This is a genomic window from Gordonibacter sp. RACS_AR49, assembly GCF_030418435.1.
GTDB lineage: Bacteria > Actinomycetota > Coriobacteriia > Coriobacteriales > Eggerthellaceae > Gordonibacter > Gordonibacter urolithinfaciens.
Map to the genome: position 1 here is coordinate 178000 of NZ_JAIUDM010000005.1, position 14865 is coordinate 192864.

Here is a 14865-nt window from a genome sequence, read left to right on the forward strand (position 1 = left end):
TGCCGGCAGCATGCCGGCAGGGCTCCTTTGCGTTGCGGCCACGCCGCCGGGAGCTGCGCACGGAGCGCTCGCCGACCCTCGATAGGGCGGCCACACCCCGCACGCCCCGGCCGGCCCTATTTCTGCTTCAGGAACGAGAAGTCGAAGGCACTCTTGATGTCGTCGAAAGCGTCCTTCAGCTCGGCCGCCACGGCTATGCCGTCCTTGTAGATGGCGTTCATGTCGCTGGTTGCCTCGGCCACGCCCTCCTTGGTGATGCCCAGGTCGTAGGGGTTGTCCTCGTCCTCCCCCGCACCGTCGGCATCCTCCTCGTCGTCCTCGACGTAGAGGTACTCGCACTCCTCGCCGTCCTCCATGAGCACGAAGCCTATGCGGTTGCCGTCCTCGTCCTCCAGGTAGCGCACGATGTCGTCCTCATCCAGCTCCAGCTCAACCAGCTCGTAGCCGTCCTCGTTGTCGGCCGGCTCCACCACGGTGACGTCCTCCGTGTCGTCGGCCAGCTCCTCGCCGTCGTAGCCGTCCACGGTGCCTTCCTCGCCCAGCTCCGCCTCGAGGTCCTCCCCGTCGCCGTCCACCAAGTGGAAGCCCTCCTCGGAAAGGTCGATGCCCGTGGAGCGCTCGACGACCGCGGCCAGGCCGCCGTCGTCTCCGGAGGGCGACGTCTCGCCCTCGCCGTCCGGGCCCTCCTCGGCGAAGAAGCCCTCGTAGGCCTCCTCGAGGTCGGTCTCCCCGGCGTTGGGGTCGAACTCCTCGTCGTCCTGGAACTCCTCGAGGTCTTCCAGCTCGGTTTCCTCGTCGATCTGCTCGGCCTCCGTCTCGGCGCCGTTTTCTATGTTCTCAAGCTCATCGTCCAAGCCCATGGAAGGCCTCCTTCGCATAAGCGCCGTCGCTCGGGCGGCGCGGGGTTTCCGTATCTAGCGGCTGCGCTCCTTGAGCGCGCGCTCGATCTCGCGGCGGGAGTCGCGCTCGGCCATGGTCGCGCGCTTGTCGTGCAGCTTCTTGCCGCGCGCCACGCCCAGCTCCACCTTCACGAGCGAGTTCTCCTTGAAGTACATCTTCAGCGGCACGAGGGCCATGCCCTTCTCCTTCACCTGCTCGCGCAGAAGGCGGATCTGCCGCTTGTGCAGCAGGAGCTTGCGCTTGCGGTCGGGGTCGGGGTTGGCCAGGTTGCCGTTGGCGTACGGCGGGATGTGCACGTTGTGCAGCCACACCTCGCCGTCGCGCACGAGCGCGAAGCAGTCCGTGAGCTGGCAGTGGTTCTCGCGCAGCGAGCGCACCTCGGTGCCCGTGAGCTCGATGCCGGCCTCGTAGGTCTCCAATATGTCGTACTCGTGCAAGGCCTTCTTGTTCTTGGCGATGGTGGAGGCTTCGCGTTTCATGGCGGCTACTCCACGCCCGTCTCGTCGAACCGGCGCTGCGCAGCCGTCTCGTGCGCAGGCGCGCCGGCGGCAGCCTGGGCCGCGAGCTCGGCGTCGTCAGCGGCCTCCTCGCGCGCAAGCGGGCTCGCGCCGGCCATGCCGGGCACGAAGCACGCGTCCTCGCCCAGGTCGCGCGCGAACCTCACGACCAGCTTCACCGTGGCGTCCAGGTCGGCCAGGCACACCACCTCGGTGGGCGTGTGCATGTAGCGCAGCGGCACGGAAACGAGGCCCGTGGGTATGCCGCCGCGGGCCATCTGGATGGCGCGCGCATCGGTACCCGTCACGCCCGGCTCGGCCTCTATCTGGTACGGCAGGCCCTCGGCCTTGGCGGCGGCCACCAGGCGCTCGAACACCTCGGGGTTGATGTTGGGGCCGCGCGCGATGACGGGACCTTGGCCGCAGACGATCTTGCCGTGCTTCGTCGGGTCGATGCCCGGATAGTCGGTGGCGTGCGTCACGTCGAAGGCGAGCCCCACGTCGGGGCGCACGGAGTACGCGCTCGTCTCGGCGCCGCGCGTGCCGATCTCCTCCTGCACGGTGGCGGCGAACGTGAAGTCGCCGGGCGCACGGCCGGCGCGCGCCAGCTGCTCCAGCACGCGCACGCCCACCCAGACGCCCGCCTTGTCGTCGAACGCGCGCGACACGGCCATGCCCGCGCCGAAGCGCTCGAAGCCCACGCCGAACGTGATGACGTCGCCCACGCGCACGAGCTTGCGCACCTTCTTCCCCGGAAGCCCCAAGTCGATGACCAGCTTGTCCAGCGGCGTGACCTTCTTGCGCTCGTCGGGCTCAATGAGGTGGATGGGCTTGCGGCCCACCACGCCGCGCAGCGGCTCCGCCGACTCCGAGGCGTGCACGTCCACGCGCATGCCCGGCAGCACGGCCGCGTCCACGCCGCCTACCGAGGCCACCGACAGGTAGCCCTCGTCGGAGATGTACGTGACCATGAGGCCGATCTCGTCCATGTGGGCGGACAGCATGAGGGACGCGCCCGCGCCGGCGCCCTTGAGCATGGCGTGCACCGACCCCATGACGTCGGTCCTTACCTCGTCGGCCGTGTCGGCTAGGCGCTCGCGCACGAGGCGTGCGACGGCGATCTCCGTGCCGGTGGCGGAAGGCGTCTCGAGCAGTTCCTTGAGGAACCTCACCTGTTTCTTCTTCATGGCGCTCCCTGCTGGTTCGCGCGCGCCGGGCCGGCAGCGCAGCAAGCCGTGAGCCTGCCGCCTGCGCCGATGCGGCGCGCTTCCACTGATGTCGGGCCTCATTATAGCGCCTCGCGCACGAGGCGCGGGCGTCTTTCGCACGATGACGCAAGGCCGTCACCAGCCCATCACGAATGCGCCCGGGCGGGGCGCGGCGGGGGCCTACCAGTACTCCTTCTTCTTCGCGCGCACGCGCTGCTTCTTCGGCGGGCGGAAGTCCAGCTCGAGCTGGCCGTCCTGGCTGGCCTCGGAAGCCTTCTTGCGCTCGACGCGGTCGATGGTCCACGACACGGCGGCCTTCCCATACAGCTCCAGCATGCGCAGGCGCGCATCGCGGGAGTTCGCCTTGGTGCCGGCGCGGGCGTCGCTTTGGAACTCGAAGAGCCCCGTGGCACGCGCATCGGAGGCGGCGGGCGAGCGGTAGTGGGCGATATAGGTCTGCATGTCCTTCCTTCACGGTCGAGCGGTTTTCCAAACGGCAGCGAAGATGATACCACGACGCGCCGCCGAATGGCCTGCCGTCCGACAGCGCAAGGGGCTGCGCGGCGGCGGTCACAAGAGAACCACGGCCCCGCAACGGCCCCGCAACCGCTTCGCGGGGCCGCAGGGCGCACCCGTACAATGGAACGGAAACCGGCAACAGGTAAGGTGAACCGCATGGACAACCCGCACAACCGCCTCATCATCGTATCGAACCGCCTGCCCTATCGCATCGAGCCCGACGAACGCGAGGGCTTTGCCTTCACGCGCACCGTAGGCGGCCTCGTGGCCGGGCTGGAGCCGCTGCACGCCCAGCCGGGCAACGTGTGGCTGGGCTGGGCCGACGAGCCCGCCGGACTCGACGATGCGGGGCGGACGCGGTTCGAGCGGGCGCTGGCCGAGCGTTCCTGCGCCCCGGTGCGCCTGGACGGGCGCGACGCGGAGCTGTACTACGAGGGCTTCTCGAACTCCACGCTGTGGCCGCTCTTCCACGGGTTCCCCCAGCATACCCGCTTCGACGAGGAAGCATGGGAGGCCTACGTGCGCGTGAACGAGCGGTTCCGCGACGCGGTGCTCGCGCTGGCGCGTCCCGGCGACACCGTATGGGTGCACGACTACCACCTCATGCTGCTGCCGTCGCTTCTGCGCGAGGCGCTGCCGGACGCCTCCATCGGCTTCTTCCTGCACATCCCCTTCCCCGACTACGAGACGTTCCGCATGCTGCCGTGGCGCCGCGAGCTCATGCGCGGCGTGCTGGGCGCCGACCTCGTGGGCTTCCACGCCTACGACTACGTGCGCCACTTCCTTTCCAGCTGCCGGCGCATCGTGGGCGTGGAGAACGAGAGCGGCACGCTGTTCGCCGACGGCCGTCTCGCACAGGTGGACGCGTTCCCGCTGGGCATCGACTACGGTCGCTACCGCGACGCCGCGCGCCTCCCCGCGGTGCGCCGCCTGGTGACGGAACTGGGAGAGGAGAAGGGGCACGAGGGCTGCAAGCTCATGCTGTCGGTGGAGCGGCTGGACTATTCCAAGGGCATCCCCGAGCGCCTGCTGGCCTTCGACGCGTTCCTGGACCGCTTCCCGGAGTGGCGCGGCCGCGTGGTGCTGGTGCTGGTAACGGTGCCGTCGCGCGAGAACGTGGCGTCGTACGCCGCCCTGAAAAAGCAGGTGGACGAGCTGGTGGGGCTCATCAACGGCAAGCACTCCACCATGGACTGGACGCCCGTGGACTACTACTACCGCTCGCTGCCCTTCGAGCGGCTGGTCAGCCTGTACGCCGCGAGCGACGTCATGCTGGTCACGCCTTTGCGCGACGGCATGAACCTCGTGTGCAAGGAATACCTTGCCTGCCACGACGGGGCCGGCGGGACGCTCGTGCTCTCCGAGATGGCCGGCGCATCCTACGAGCTGCACGAGGCCCTGACGGTGAACCCGTTCGACCAGGAAGGCGTCGTGGACGCCATGCGGCGGGCGCTGGAGATGCCGGAGGCCGAGCAGCGGCGGCGCAACGCCCCCATGCAGGAGCGCCTGGCCCGCTACACGTCCGAGAAGTGGGCGCGGGAGTTCCTGGACGCGGCGGCCGATGTGAAGCGCCGCCAGGCGGGGCTGAGCGCGCATCTGCTGGGGCCCACGTCTGCAGGTCGGCTGCTGGTGGCGTTCCGCGGGGCGCGGCGGCGGGCGCTTCTGCTCGATTACGACGGCACGCTCATGCCGTTCTCCGACGACCCGGCCCGCGTGGCCCCCGATGCGCGGCTGCGCGCGCTGCTGCAGCAGCTGGGCGCAGGCGCGCGCACCGACGTGGCCGTGGTGTCGGGCCGCGACCGCGCCACATTGGAATCGTGGCTGGGAGATTTGCCGGTGGACCTGGTGGCCGAGCACGGCATCTGGTTCCGCGGACGCGACGAGCGCACGTGGGTGCTCGAGGAGCCGTTGAGCGACGACTGGAAGGACGCCGTGCGCCCCGTGCTGGCCGACTTCGTGGACCGCACGCCGGGATCGATGCTGGAGGAGAAGGACTTCTCGCTCGTCTGGCATTACCGCATGTGCAGCCAGGAGCTGGCCGAGCGGCGCGTCATCGAGATAAAGAACGCCCTGGGCGACGGGCTGGCCGACCGCGGCATCGCGCTTATGGACGGCAACAAGGTGGTGGAGGTGAAGCCGCGCGGCGTGGACAAGGGCCATGCGGCCCACCGGTGGTTCCGCGACCCCGCCTACGGCTTCGTGATGGCGGCCGGCGACGACCGCACCGACGAGGACGTGTTCGAGGCCGCGCCCGAGAGCACCTGGACCGTGAAGATAGGCGACGGCCCCACGCGGGCGCGCTACGCGCTGAAGAACACGGGCGAGATGCGCGCGCTGCTGGAGCAGCTGGCGGCCGCATGCGCCGAAGAGGGCGCCGGGGACGACGTGCCGCCCAGTGCCGGGCGCCGGGACGCGCTGCGCGCGCCGGCGACGGTCATGCCGCGCACGCGGGCGCTCGCGCGGGCGTAGGCCCGAGGTCGCGGTGGAAGGCTGCAGGGCGAAACGGCTTTCTTCGGCCTCCGCTGCCCCATCGCGCGACCCCTCTCGGCCCGCGCCCCGGATGGGCGCCTGCCCGCATCGCTCAGAATACTCGCGACACGAACCGCACGGCGCCCGGACGGGCGCCCTCGCGCACGGGGTCTCCCAGCAGGAACGCCATGACGGCGTCCAGCAGCTCGGCCAGCCCCTCCGGCGGCAGCGTGCGCGAAAGGCCGCTCTCCGCCAGGCCCGCGAACCCGGCGTCCTGGGCGTGCCGCACGCCGTCGAGCACGAACGCGCGACGGCGGTTCGCCGCATCGCGCACCGCCACGATGGTGCGTGCGGGCAGCTGGGCGTAGAGCTGCGGGGGCACGCCGAGCTTGCGCTCGTACCACTCGGGCACGTTGCGCACGCCCTCCTCGGCGAAGAACTTACGGAACTCCCCGCTGCCGTCCAGCGGGTACGCCGGCAGGCTGTAGCCCGCGCGGCGGCCGTACTCGTAGACGTAGCGCGAGGCGTCGCCCACCAGGGCGCGCTCCCCCAGCAGCAGCGACAGCAGCTCCAGCATGCGGCGCGTGCTCAAGTGTTCGCGCTCCGCTTCCAGCAGGCGCGCGAGCTGCCCGACGAGCGCGTCCTCGCCGGCCGTCAAGCCCGCACCTTCACCACGATCTTGCGCACGCGCCCCGGCTCGTCGGCCGCGCATCCCGGCTTGTGGGCGTCCTCGGGCGCGAGCACGGCCATCTCCCCCGCCCGCAGCACGATGGAGCTCGGCGCCTCGGGCGTGGCGAACAGCCCGAAGTCGGCCTTCTCGTCGAACTCCCCGTTGGGCGCGAGGCCTGCGAGCGGCGCGTACTGCAGCACCTCCTTGCCTTCTACCACGTACTGCACGTCGTAGTAGCGCCGGTGGGCCTCCATCTGCTTCTGGTCGGCGGGCACCGTGTCGTACTCCTGCACGTTCGCGAACACCTCGTCGCCGTCGATGTCCGCGCGCCCCAACGGCAGGTGAGCCAGATCGGCCTCGCGCAGGAAGGAGAAGGCGGCGCGCATGCGCGCGGAGAGGTAGTCGTTCTTGTCGGCAGTGGGAAGCGGGGTCACGAGCACGGGAAGGTCCTTTCGACGGCGGGCTCCCCTGCAGCGTGCGGCGCTGCAGGGGGGATGCTGGATGCGTTTCGCCTGCCATTCTAGCAGCATCGGGCGCTGGATGCGCCAACCGTCTCCCTACGCTTTACCGCCCGGGTGCCCGCCGTCTTCGACGGCAGCATCCGCATCGGCGTTCGTGCCCGCCTGCAGCTCGGCGAGGACGGCAGCAAAGCCCTCCGTGCGGGCGCGGGCCAGCAGGCGGTCCTTCGCGCGGCGCGACAGGTGCTTGAAGCGGAACTCGGCGCTCATGGCCTCGTGCTTCGTGGCGAAGCGCGCCTGCGCCACCACCTCCACGGGCGTGCGGCTGCGCGTGTACTTCGCCCCCTTTCCGGCGTTGTGCGTGCGGGCGCGCTGCTCCACGTCGTTCGTGTAGCCCGTGTAGAGCGTGCCGTCGGCGCAGGCCAGCACGTACACGTAGAAGGCCGGCCGCTCCTGCGGCGCCGCGTCCGGCTCGGGGTGCGTCCCGCCTACGCCCACTTGTGGGTCACGCCCCTGCCGTCGGCGGCGGCCTCGTCGCCCCAGCGCTGGAAGAGGTCGTGCAGCGTGGTATCGGGCTTGTAGCGCTTGACCTGCGCGTACCCGTCGCGCACGAGGATGGCGTTCAGCATCTTGCCTGCAATCTCGCCCTCGTCCGCCGGGTCGTTCGGCCGCTCGAGCCACACGTAGCGCAGCAGGCGGCCGTAACGGTCGACGTCCGAAACGTCGCGCGAGAGCCACACCGTCTGGCCCGGCGCCACGAGCGACTTCGCATAGTCCGAGGCGATGCGGCCCTCCTCGCAGTTGCGCGCCTCGTCGGCCGCCACGCTCTCCGGGGTATCCATCCCGATGAGACGCACCGTGGCGTCCGCTTCGCCAGGCACGCTCACCTTGAGCGTGTCGCCGTCGACCACGCGCACGACCTGGGCTTGCTGGAGGCCGTCCCCTACGGGGGCGATAGTCGCTTGGCCGTCTCGGCCCGGCGCGGCATCCTCCGCGGCCCCGCCGCCCGCAGCGCCGAACCATCCAAGCGCGGCCCCGATCACGAGCACGGCCGCAATGGCGAGGGCGGCAAGCGGGTTCTTCCGCGCCAACCGCCTTAAGGCGCGCCCTGCCTGCTGCTTCTCCGACGCCATGGATTCCCTTCCCCCGTTTTTCTACGAACGAGAATTATAGACCAACTGCTTGGAGGTCGCCGCAAGCTCCAACCTTCGTTGAGCCTCCTTGCAGGTAGCCGAGACCGCACCAGCCGGCTCGCCGCTCGCCGCTACCGCCCGTCGAGGGGTGCGACATAGCATGTGCGCGGAGTCGGGCGAGCGTACCTCGGCAGTCACATCGTTTTAGGAGGAAATGCCCCATTAAGTCATGGATGTATGCAGCGCCTTTTTTCGCGAAGGAGCCCGCCATGATCAACCTGTTCTGCAAGAAACCACTGTTGGAGTGCTCGTTTCAACCCGCGAGCCTGTGTGGGGGTGCGACACGTCGAACTCCGTCATGTTGTCCGCATCCCACGTGTTTCAACCCGCGAGCCCGTGAGGGCTCGACCCTCGACAACAACATGATGGTTGACGACCTCAAGGGTTTCAACCCGCGAGCCCGTGAGGGCTCGACATCAGGTTGCGTGTCACGAGGGCCAGCCCGACGCAGTTTCAACCCGCGAGCCCGTGAGGGCTCGACGGAAGCAGCGGGCTTGTTCTCATCCATGGCAGGGTTTCAACCCGCGAGCCCGTGAGGGCTCGACATTGGGCGCCCTTTGCTGGCTGGCGTTCAGAGCGTTTCAACCCGCGAGCCCGTGAGGGCTCGACTCAGTACGGCCAGCTCTACACCGCCGCCACGAAGTTTCAACCCGCGAGCCCGTGAGGGCTCGACTACACGCGCGACCTGCCGAAGGGAGGTGAAAGCGTTTCAACCCGCGAGCCCGTGAGGGCTCGACCTCGGTATAATCGGAGTATTCATCGAACTCGATTAGTTTCAACCCGCGAGCCCGTGAGGGCTCGACGGAGTTGGGCATATACGGAGCCTTGCGGTCGAAGTTTCAACCCGCGAGCCCGTGAGGGCTCGACTTCCGCCGCCGCCCTTATGGAGTCCACGAGTTCGTCGTTTCAACCCACGAGCCCGTGAGGGCTCGACATGCCACTCTGTATCCGGGGATAATACATCTTCAGTTTCAACCCACGAGCCCGTGAGGGCTCGACCTTTGATCCAGCGGAAAGCCGCGTGAACAATTATCGTTTCAACCCACGAGCCCGTGAGGGCTCGACACCGACGCGGCGAAGGCCGCCGCAGAGGCGAACAAGTTTCAACCCACGAGCCCGTGAGGGCTCGACGAACATGGCAAACGCAACCGTCTTCAACGTAGGGGGTTTCAACCCACGAGCCCGTGAGGGCTCGACGTGAGCGGCTTCTTCTCGGGCTGCCTCTTCCACGTGGGGGGTTTCAACCCACGAGCCCGTGAGGGCTCGACCACGATAGTAATCCCATGTCGGCCGCGCGATGGGCGTTTCAACCCACGAGCCCGTGAGGGCTCGACGGAGGTACCGGGTCCGCGACGCGACCGAGGCCAAGTTTCAACCCACGAGCCCGTGAGGGCTCGACTGTCAGAATATGCATATATACGTATATTCTGATTATTATATTCATATTAGACAATCAGTCCGCCCCATGAACAGCTATCAGCGGGCTTGTGAAGCTTAAAACCTGCGCGAACCTCCCGAATGGCGCGCCATCGCTTGGGGTTCGCGCAGCACGCAATAGAGCTTCTACATTGTCAAGGTGCGCATTTCCTCTCACACGCATAGGAGCCCTTCCGGGTCATAAGCCTCCTTTGCTCCCACGTGCTCGACTTTTCGCTTCCAGTTCTTCCCGAGATTGTAGAACCGTAAGCTGTCACGCGTCAGGTCGGCCGCCTTCATCAGCTCGCTCTTCATTGTCTCAAACTGCGCCGGATCGAGCGAACATTCGAACACCGAGTTCTGCACGCGTTGGCCATACTGCACGCAAATCTTCGCAACCCGGCGCAACCGGCGAGATCCATGCGGGCTTGCCGTTTCCACATCGTACGTAACGAGCACGTACATCGCTACCTCCAAATGAACGCCGGATAATCGTCCAAATCTCCGCGCAGGTGCCGCGCCAGCAGCTGTACCTGCAAGAACGGCACGAGACCCACCGGCACCTTCTCCTTCAAGAACGGATGCATCACCTGTTCCTGTTTGCGCTGCTGCCATAGCCCAAGCGCATTCTTGCGCGCGGCGTCGGTCAGCACGACACCCGATGCCTCGCTCGACGAGAAATCGGCCGCGCCCACCTGCCGACGATTGATAAGGGACACCACGAAACGATCGACGTACCACGCTCGCAACTCCTCCATGACATCCAACGCGAGACTCGCCCGCCCCGGCCGATCTCGATGGAAGAACCCGACCTGGGGGTCAAGCCCGACCGTCTCACACGCGCTCGCCACCTCGCGCGCCAACAGCGAGTAGAAGAACGACAGCAAGGCGTTCACCGGATCCCTCGGCGGCCGCCTCGTGCGCCCGGAGAAGGCGAACCCGTCCCCCGCCCGCAATAAACGGTCGAACACGGCGAAGTACCGGTGCGCGGCATCGCCCTCGACGCCCCTCAGCTCGTCGGCGCCGGTCGTCGAGAATGCACCGGCCTCATGGAGCTTGAGCCCTCCGATGGCCTCGTACAAAGCCTTGTCCGCATCGTCGGGATAATCGCGCCTGCAACGCTGCAGAACGGTCCGAGCATTGCGCACCTTAGCCGCGACGAATCGCTGCGCGAGACGGAGGGCGGCGTCAGGATCGTCCGACACCCGGTACTGGGCGCGTCGGAGCAGCACGTTCCCGGAAACCGGCCCCTCGACCCGCGCGAGAAACCGGCCGGCGTCGTCCAAAAACGAGATCGTGATACCCCGCTCCGCACAAGCCCCTAAAACCGCAGGGGAGCAGCCGAGGTATCCGAATATCACAATGCCCTCGAGCAAGTGGAACGGCACCTGCAGCGCCTTCTCGCCGTCCACCCGCACCACGAGAGCGTCGTCGCCCTTGCACACGTACGCCTCAGGGTTCGTCACATAGAGCGTGTTGAGAAGCTTTTTCAAACCCCGCCTCCTTCCAATACGCCACGGCGTCGTGGTCGAACGCCTCGGGGAGGCAGGAGTCGGCCAACGAGCACCGTCTGCACTTCGGACCGCGCACGGCCCGAGGCGTCTCGCCGCGCTCGAACAGCTCATGCATGCGAAGCGCCAACCCCGCGACGCGCTCGCGCAAGGCATCGTCGAGCACGACGCGCTCCCTACGGCGGGTGGCGCCGTAGAACAGGTCGCCCTGCCCTACGGCGCATCCGAGCATCTCCTCCAGGCACAGCGCCTGCGCGCACACCTGGATGCGATCCCACTCTTCAATTTTCGGTTTTCCCACCTTGTACTCGACGGGCAGCACCGAGACAGCATTCACTTCGCCGTTTGCGGCGAACTCAACGACATCGGCGATGCCCGCTATACCGAGGCTGCGGCTCACGAGCCGATACCCTCGTTCGGATCTGACGCCCTTTGCGGCGGAGTATCCCTCCAAGTGCACCCGCTCGTGGAACAGCGAGCCCCGCACCGTGTCGTAACTCTCGTCCCATATCTGCTCGAGGTGGATGAGCGCCCATTGCCGCTCGCAGTACGCGATGTGCTGCAGCCCGGAAAGCGGCAACAGCTCGTCATCGGCGTACATGGCCTACTCGACCGGAAGCTCCAGCAGCTCGACCCCCTCGGGAATCGCCGCGCGGTCGACGACGATCTCGTAGTCCGAGAACGCACGGACCTCGGCGCCGTCCTCGATAAGCCGCTTCACCGACACCGCATCGAACAGCTTATGGGCCGGCGCGTTCCCCAGCTTGCTCTCATGCTTGAACGCGAACAGCTTGCGCGAGGCCATGAGCCCGCGCGCGGCGCTGCGGTCGTTCTCGAACATGTTCATGAGCGCCTCGAAGAACAGGTCGAGGTCCTCCTGGGAGAAACCCGTCTTCTCGGCCAGCGCCGCGGAGATGAACCCCTCGGCCCGGTACAGCCCGTAGGGCACGTACTGCTTGCGGCCCATGGTCTTCTCCTTCTCGGCGTCCTTCTCGTTGGTCACCGCCATGCGCGTGATGCTCATCTCCAACGGCAGCACCGGGTCGACAGACTCGGCGAAGCACAGCTGGATGGGCCCGCGCACCTGCCCGCAGTTCACGTCGGTGGTCATGACCGCGCCGAACGCGCGGATGTCGAAGAAGTTGTCGCACATGAACTTCGTGACTTTGATCTGGTCCTCCTTGGCCTTCGGCAGCTTCTTCGACGCAGGTTTCATATCGTAGTGCACATACGCCTTGCGGTTGCGGTCGTTGAGCACGGCCGCCTCCTGCACGTAGATCTTGTACCCGAGCTCGCCCTCGGCCACATCGGGGTCGTCGATCTCCTCGCCCTTCACCAGGTCCACATAGTTGCGGATCTTGCGCTTCAGGCACACGTCGGACACGATGCCGCGGCTCGTATCGGGGTCGATGCGGGGCATGTTGCCGGCATCCGGATCGCCGTTGGGATTGCCGTTCTTCACATCGAAGAAGAAGACGAAGTCGTAGCGGTTCTTGATGGGCTCTGCCATGATGTCCTCCTAGTTGGTTTCGGTCTCGTCGTCGGCGTCATCGGCGTCGGCTGCTGCGTCGGCCTCGTCGTCGTGCTTCTTCCACAGGTCGACGCGCTGCTGGTAGTACCCCACGAAGAACTCGCCCTGGTCTTCCGCGTCGAGCGTCTTGGGGAACAGGGCTGGCCCGTCGAGCATCGCCATGATCTCGTCGTTCGCCTTCTCGAACTTCACGCAAAGCCCCGGGTTGAACTTGCGAAGCTTCGACAGATGGTTCTGCGTGTTGTGCAGCAGGTGCGGGAACACGCGTGCCGGCGTCGTGGAGGCGGCCCCGATGTAGCGGTCGCGGATGGTCGCATTCACCTCGCCGAGCGCGCTTCGCTGCGCGTGCTCCATCACGGCAAACAGCCTTCCCAGCACGTAGCCGCGATTCGCCCTTTTCTTGTCCAGATCCACGTCCAGACTCCTTTCCTCATCGGCGCGTGCGGCGCCGTCCTCTCCATTCGAGTTTTCAGCGCCGAGCCGCGCTCTGCGCACAAGGCACGCCTTGAGCAGCGCCGCGCGCTGGCCCATGTCCCACGAGTTGCGCCGCGCATGGTCGGAGCGCATCCGTGAAAGCACCGCGTAGTAGAGGGCCTGCGGAAACGCACGGCCGGTGAGCATGGCCTCCATGCAGCCGTTCACCAGCGTCGAAGGCAGCTGGTCGGCCGACCCCATGGGCGCGGTCTGCAGCAGCAGCGTGCGAAGCGAGCGGGCACGCACGTCGGCCATGCGCACGTCGCGAAGGTACGCCCCGTAGTTCTCGGCCATGCGGCCGAGCGTGCTCGTCTCGAAGAACCTCACGGCCAAGCGCGCCGCGTTCGGCGCGAGGCCGAGCACGAAGTAGCGCGTCTCGGTGTCGACGCCGGTCAGGGGAAGGCCGCGCTCCATGCTCTCGAGCGCCGCGCGCACTTCCTGCACGACGTTCTGGTCCTCGGCCCTGTCGAGCTCGTCGGGGTCGAGCATCCCCAGCATGACCAGGTCCTCCGCCGGAGCCGGACGATCGGCCCAGAACACCACCGTCGTCTCTCCGATGCGCACCCGATGCTCGCGATCGGCGCAGAGCTGCCGCAGCGCGGAGCCCGCGTTGAAAGCCGCTGCCTCCGAAACCGACGCGTTGTAAGCCTGCGACTTGCCATACGACTCGAACGACTGCAGGTTGAACGATACGAGCGACGCTCCGGCCGACTGCGCTCCGGGAACGCCGGTCACCTGAGGAAACAAGCGAGCGAGCGGACCCTCTTCGCCCGTGACGGCGCATTGGCCAACCACCTCGCCTGCCGCCTGGCCATCGCAGTAGGAAGCCCATGCGGCAGCCACCGCGGGCCGCTCATGCAATCGCCCCCGGTCTCCGTCCAACCGGAACACCGCGAAGCCGCCGCCTTCGGCCAGATCGGAGCGCACACCCTCATCGAGGTCGGCGTCGCGATCCTCGCGCTCGAAGAAGCGCAGGACGGCTTGCGCGCCCTCGTCGTCGCATTCGCCCAGCACGGCCTCGTGCAGCGCATGCGCGCTCGCCAGCTTCTCGGGCCCGCGCTTCTCGTCGTAACCGAGCAGGTAGGCAGCATTGTCGCACAGGAAGAACGGCAGCATGCCGGTTCCGCTGCGCGTCGTATGCTCGGGCACGCGCAGCGAGACGAACCTCCGCAGCTCCTTGCCCGTGCCCGTTGTGAGTTGATACGCGCCCAACAGCCTGCCGTCGCGGGAGAGCTTGAGCTCCCACGCTGCCTTCTCCACGCTCCAATGACGGGCGGGAACGTCGCGCTCGGGATCGGCCAAAAGGCGCTCGTAATACCTGTTGAGCTCTTGCAGGATCATCTGACCACCGCCTCGCGCGCGCGGGCGACGTCGATCACGCCGTCGCGCATCGAGGCGCGGAAGAACTGCGGCTCCATGTCATGGTCGAAGTCGATATCGAAGAGCATGAACCCCAGATCCTGCTCGCCGGAACCGGCGTAGAACGACTTGGGCCTATCGCCAGGCTCCTCCACGATCGATACGTCGGCGGGGAACTCGCGGCAGCCGAAGTAGGGCTGGTTGAAGCACTGCCCCTTGCGCAGGCGGCGCAGGGCGATGTTGTAGTGCTTCTCCACCGTGTCGTCCTCCCCCGCCTGCTCCGTCAACGTGAAATGGGCGTCGATCAGGTACGCGACGTCCTTCAAATACATCGTCGCGCGCTGCTGGCGGTCGTCGTTGGCCGCCGTCCATACCTCCTCGCCGCGCTCCATGGCGGCCTTGGCGTTGCGGTAGCTCAACTTGCCGCCCAGCTCGTTGCGCCTGAACGTGTCGAAGCGGATCTCGTTGAGCACCTCGATGCGGTCGATGTGCCATCGGATGGCCGGCTTCCAGTACACGGCCTCGATGAGCCCGCGCGCCGCCGACGGCGTGATGACGTCGTAGCTGACGCGCTCGGCCTTCATCTCGGGTCTCGTGAAACACGCCCGAGGGCCTCTCGCAAGCACTTTGATGCCGTACCCCATGTCGAACCTCCTTTCC

15 protein-coding genes and 1 CRISPR repeat array are annotated in these 14865 nt (G+C 67.2%); of the genes, 1 reads left to right on the plus strand and 14 read right to left on the minus strand.

All coding sequences use genetic code 11. From position 1 onward, the window contains the following. Positions 1–116: 116 nt before the first annotated feature. The 4 genes from LB310_RS09950 to LB310_RS09965 form a co-directional block, all read right to left on the minus strand. Positions 117–860, minus strand: a complete 744-nt coding sequence (locus LB310_RS09950; protein ID WP_278806991.1) for a hypothetical protein — start codon at positions 858–860, stop codon at positions 117–119. A gap of 54 nt (positions 861–914) precedes the next feature. Then, a complete protein-coding gene (smpB, locus tag LB310_RS09955; protein ID WP_087190848.1) occupies positions 915–1379 on the minus strand; it encodes an SsrA-binding protein SmpB in 465 nt (154 codons plus the stop codon). A gap of 5 nt (positions 1380–1384) precedes the next feature. Continuing rightward, positions 1385–2584, minus strand: coding sequence for a M42 family metallopeptidase (locus LB310_RS09960; protein WP_278806989.1), 1200 nt, complete (start codon positions 2582–2584; stop codon positions 1385–1387). Positions 2585–2785: 201 nt separating this feature from the next. After that, on the minus strand, positions 2786–3067 hold the full coding sequence (locus LB310_RS09965; protein WP_087190846.1) for a hypothetical protein: 282 nt from the start codon (positions 3065–3067) through the stop codon (positions 2786–2788). Positions 3068–3280: 213 nt separating this feature from the next. Between LB310_RS09965 and LB310_RS09970 the strand changes: the two genes are divergently transcribed. After that, positions 3281–5593 (plus strand): bifunctional alpha,alpha-trehalose-phosphate synthase (UDP-forming)/trehalose-phosphatase, encoded by a 2313-nt coding sequence (locus LB310_RS09970; protein WP_278806987.1) that lies wholly within the window; start codon positions 3281–3283, stop codon positions 5591–5593. A gap of 112 nt (positions 5594–5705) precedes the next feature. Here LB310_RS09970 and LB310_RS09975 read toward each other — a convergent pair whose 3' ends face one another. From LB310_RS09975 to cas5c, 10 genes are all read right to left on the minus strand, one after another. Further along, on the minus strand, positions 5706–6251 hold the full coding sequence (locus LB310_RS09975; RefSeq protein ID WP_278806986.1) for a hypothetical protein: 546 nt from the start codon (positions 6249–6251) through the stop codon (positions 5706–5708). Then, a complete protein-coding gene (locus LB310_RS09980; RefSeq protein WP_278806985.1) occupies positions 6248–6703 on the minus strand; it encodes a YhcH/YjgK/YiaL family protein in 456 nt (151 codons plus the stop codon). The genes LB310_RS09975 and LB310_RS09980 overlap by 4 nt, the downstream gene beginning before the upstream one ends. A 117-nt stretch (positions 6704–6820) precedes the next feature. Then, positions 6821–7219 (minus strand): GIY-YIG nuclease family protein, encoded by a 399-nt coding sequence (locus LB310_RS09985; RefSeq protein WP_278806984.1) that lies wholly within the window; start codon positions 7217–7219, stop codon positions 6821–6823. Beyond that, positions 7210–7854: a thermonuclease family protein gene (locus LB310_RS09990; RefSeq protein ID WP_278806983.1), complete on the minus strand. Its 645-nt coding sequence runs from the start codon at positions 7852–7854 to the stop codon at positions 7210–7212. The genes LB310_RS09985 and LB310_RS09990 overlap by 10 nt, the downstream gene beginning before the upstream one ends. Positions 7855–8164: 310 nt before the next feature. After that, positions 8165–9313: a CRISPR direct-repeat array (repeat unit 31 nt; unit sequence GTTTCAACCCGCGAGCCCGTGAGGGCTCGAC). A gap of 191 nt (positions 9314–9504) precedes the next feature. Beyond that, positions 9505–9795, minus strand: coding sequence for a CRISPR-associated endonuclease Cas2 (gene cas2 / locus LB310_RS09995; RefSeq protein ID WP_301155009.1), 291 nt, complete (start codon positions 9793–9795; stop codon positions 9505–9507). Positions 9796–9797: 2 nt separating this feature from the next. Continuing rightward, positions 9798–10775 (minus strand): type I-C CRISPR-associated endonuclease Cas1c, encoded by a 978-nt coding sequence (gene cas1c / locus LB310_RS10000; protein ID WP_301155010.1) that lies wholly within the window; start codon positions 10773–10775, stop codon positions 9798–9800. Between the two features lie 7 nt (positions 10776–10782). After that, a complete protein-coding gene (cas4, locus tag LB310_RS10005; RefSeq protein WP_278806978.1) occupies positions 10783–11442 on the minus strand; it encodes a CRISPR-associated protein Cas4 in 660 nt (219 codons plus the stop codon). A 3-nt stretch (positions 11443–11445) separates the two neighbouring features. Beyond that, positions 11446–12351 carry a type I-C CRISPR-associated protein Cas7/Csd2 gene (cas7c, locus tag LB310_RS10010; RefSeq protein WP_278806977.1) on the minus strand — a complete coding sequence of 302 codons (906 nt, stop codon included), beginning with the start codon at positions 12349–12351 and terminating at the stop codon, positions 11446–11448. 9 nt (positions 12352–12360) lie between these two features. Beyond that, a complete protein-coding gene (gene cas8c, locus LB310_RS10015; RefSeq protein WP_301155011.1) occupies positions 12361–14187 on the minus strand; it encodes a type I-C CRISPR-associated protein Cas8c/Csd1 in 1827 nt (608 codons plus the stop codon). Further along, on the minus strand, positions 14184–14849 hold the full coding sequence (gene cas5c / locus LB310_RS10020; protein WP_087190836.1) for a type I-C CRISPR-associated protein Cas5c: 666 nt from the start codon (positions 14847–14849) through the stop codon (positions 14184–14186). Before cas5c ends, cas8c begins: the two co-directional genes overlap by 4 nt. Positions 14850–14865: the final 16 nt, after the last annotated feature.

Excerpts from the sequence above, each read along its gene's own strand:
- cas4 (WP_278806978.1), bottom strand. The coding sequence starts at position 11,442 with ATGTACGCCGATGACGAGCTGTTGCCGCTTTCCGGGCTGCAGCACATC.
- LB310_RS09950 (WP_278806991.1), bottom strand. The coding sequence starts at position 860 with ATGGGCTTGGACGATGAGCTTGAGAACATAGAAAACGGCGCCGAGACG.
- cas8c (WP_301155011.1), bottom strand. The coding sequence starts at position 14,187 with ATGATCCTGCAAGAGCTCAACAGGTATTACGAGCGCCTTTTGGCCGAT.
- LB310_RS09970 (WP_278806987.1), top strand. The coding sequence starts at position 3,281 with ATGGACAACCCGCACAACCGCCTCATCATCGTATCGAACCGCCTGCCC.
- smpB (WP_087190848.1), bottom strand. The coding sequence starts at position 1,379 with ATGAAACGCGAAGCCTCCACCATCGCCAAGAACAAGAAGGCCTTGCAC.
- LB310_RS09965 (WP_087190846.1), bottom strand. The coding sequence starts at position 3,067 with ATGCAGACCTATATCGCCCACTACCGCTCGCCCGCCGCCTCCGATGCG.
- cas5c (WP_087190836.1), bottom strand. The coding sequence starts at position 14,849 with ATGGGGTACGGCATCAAAGTGCTTGCGAGAGGCCCTCGGGCGTGTTTC.
- LB310_RS09990 (WP_278806983.1), bottom strand. The coding sequence starts at position 7,854 with ATGGCGTCGGAGAAGCAGCAGGCAGGGCGCGCCTTAAGGCGGTTGGCG.
- cas2 (WP_301155009.1), bottom strand. The coding sequence starts at position 9,795 with ATGTACGTGCTCGTTACGTACGATGTGGAAACGGCAAGCCCGCATGGA.
- cas7c (WP_278806977.1), bottom strand. The coding sequence starts at position 12,351 with ATGGCAGAGCCCATCAAGAACCGCTACGACTTCGTCTTCTTCTTCGAT.
- LB310_RS09960 (WP_278806989.1), bottom strand. The coding sequence starts at position 2,584 with ATGAAGAAGAAACAGGTGAGGTTCCTCAAGGAACTGCTCGAGACGCCT.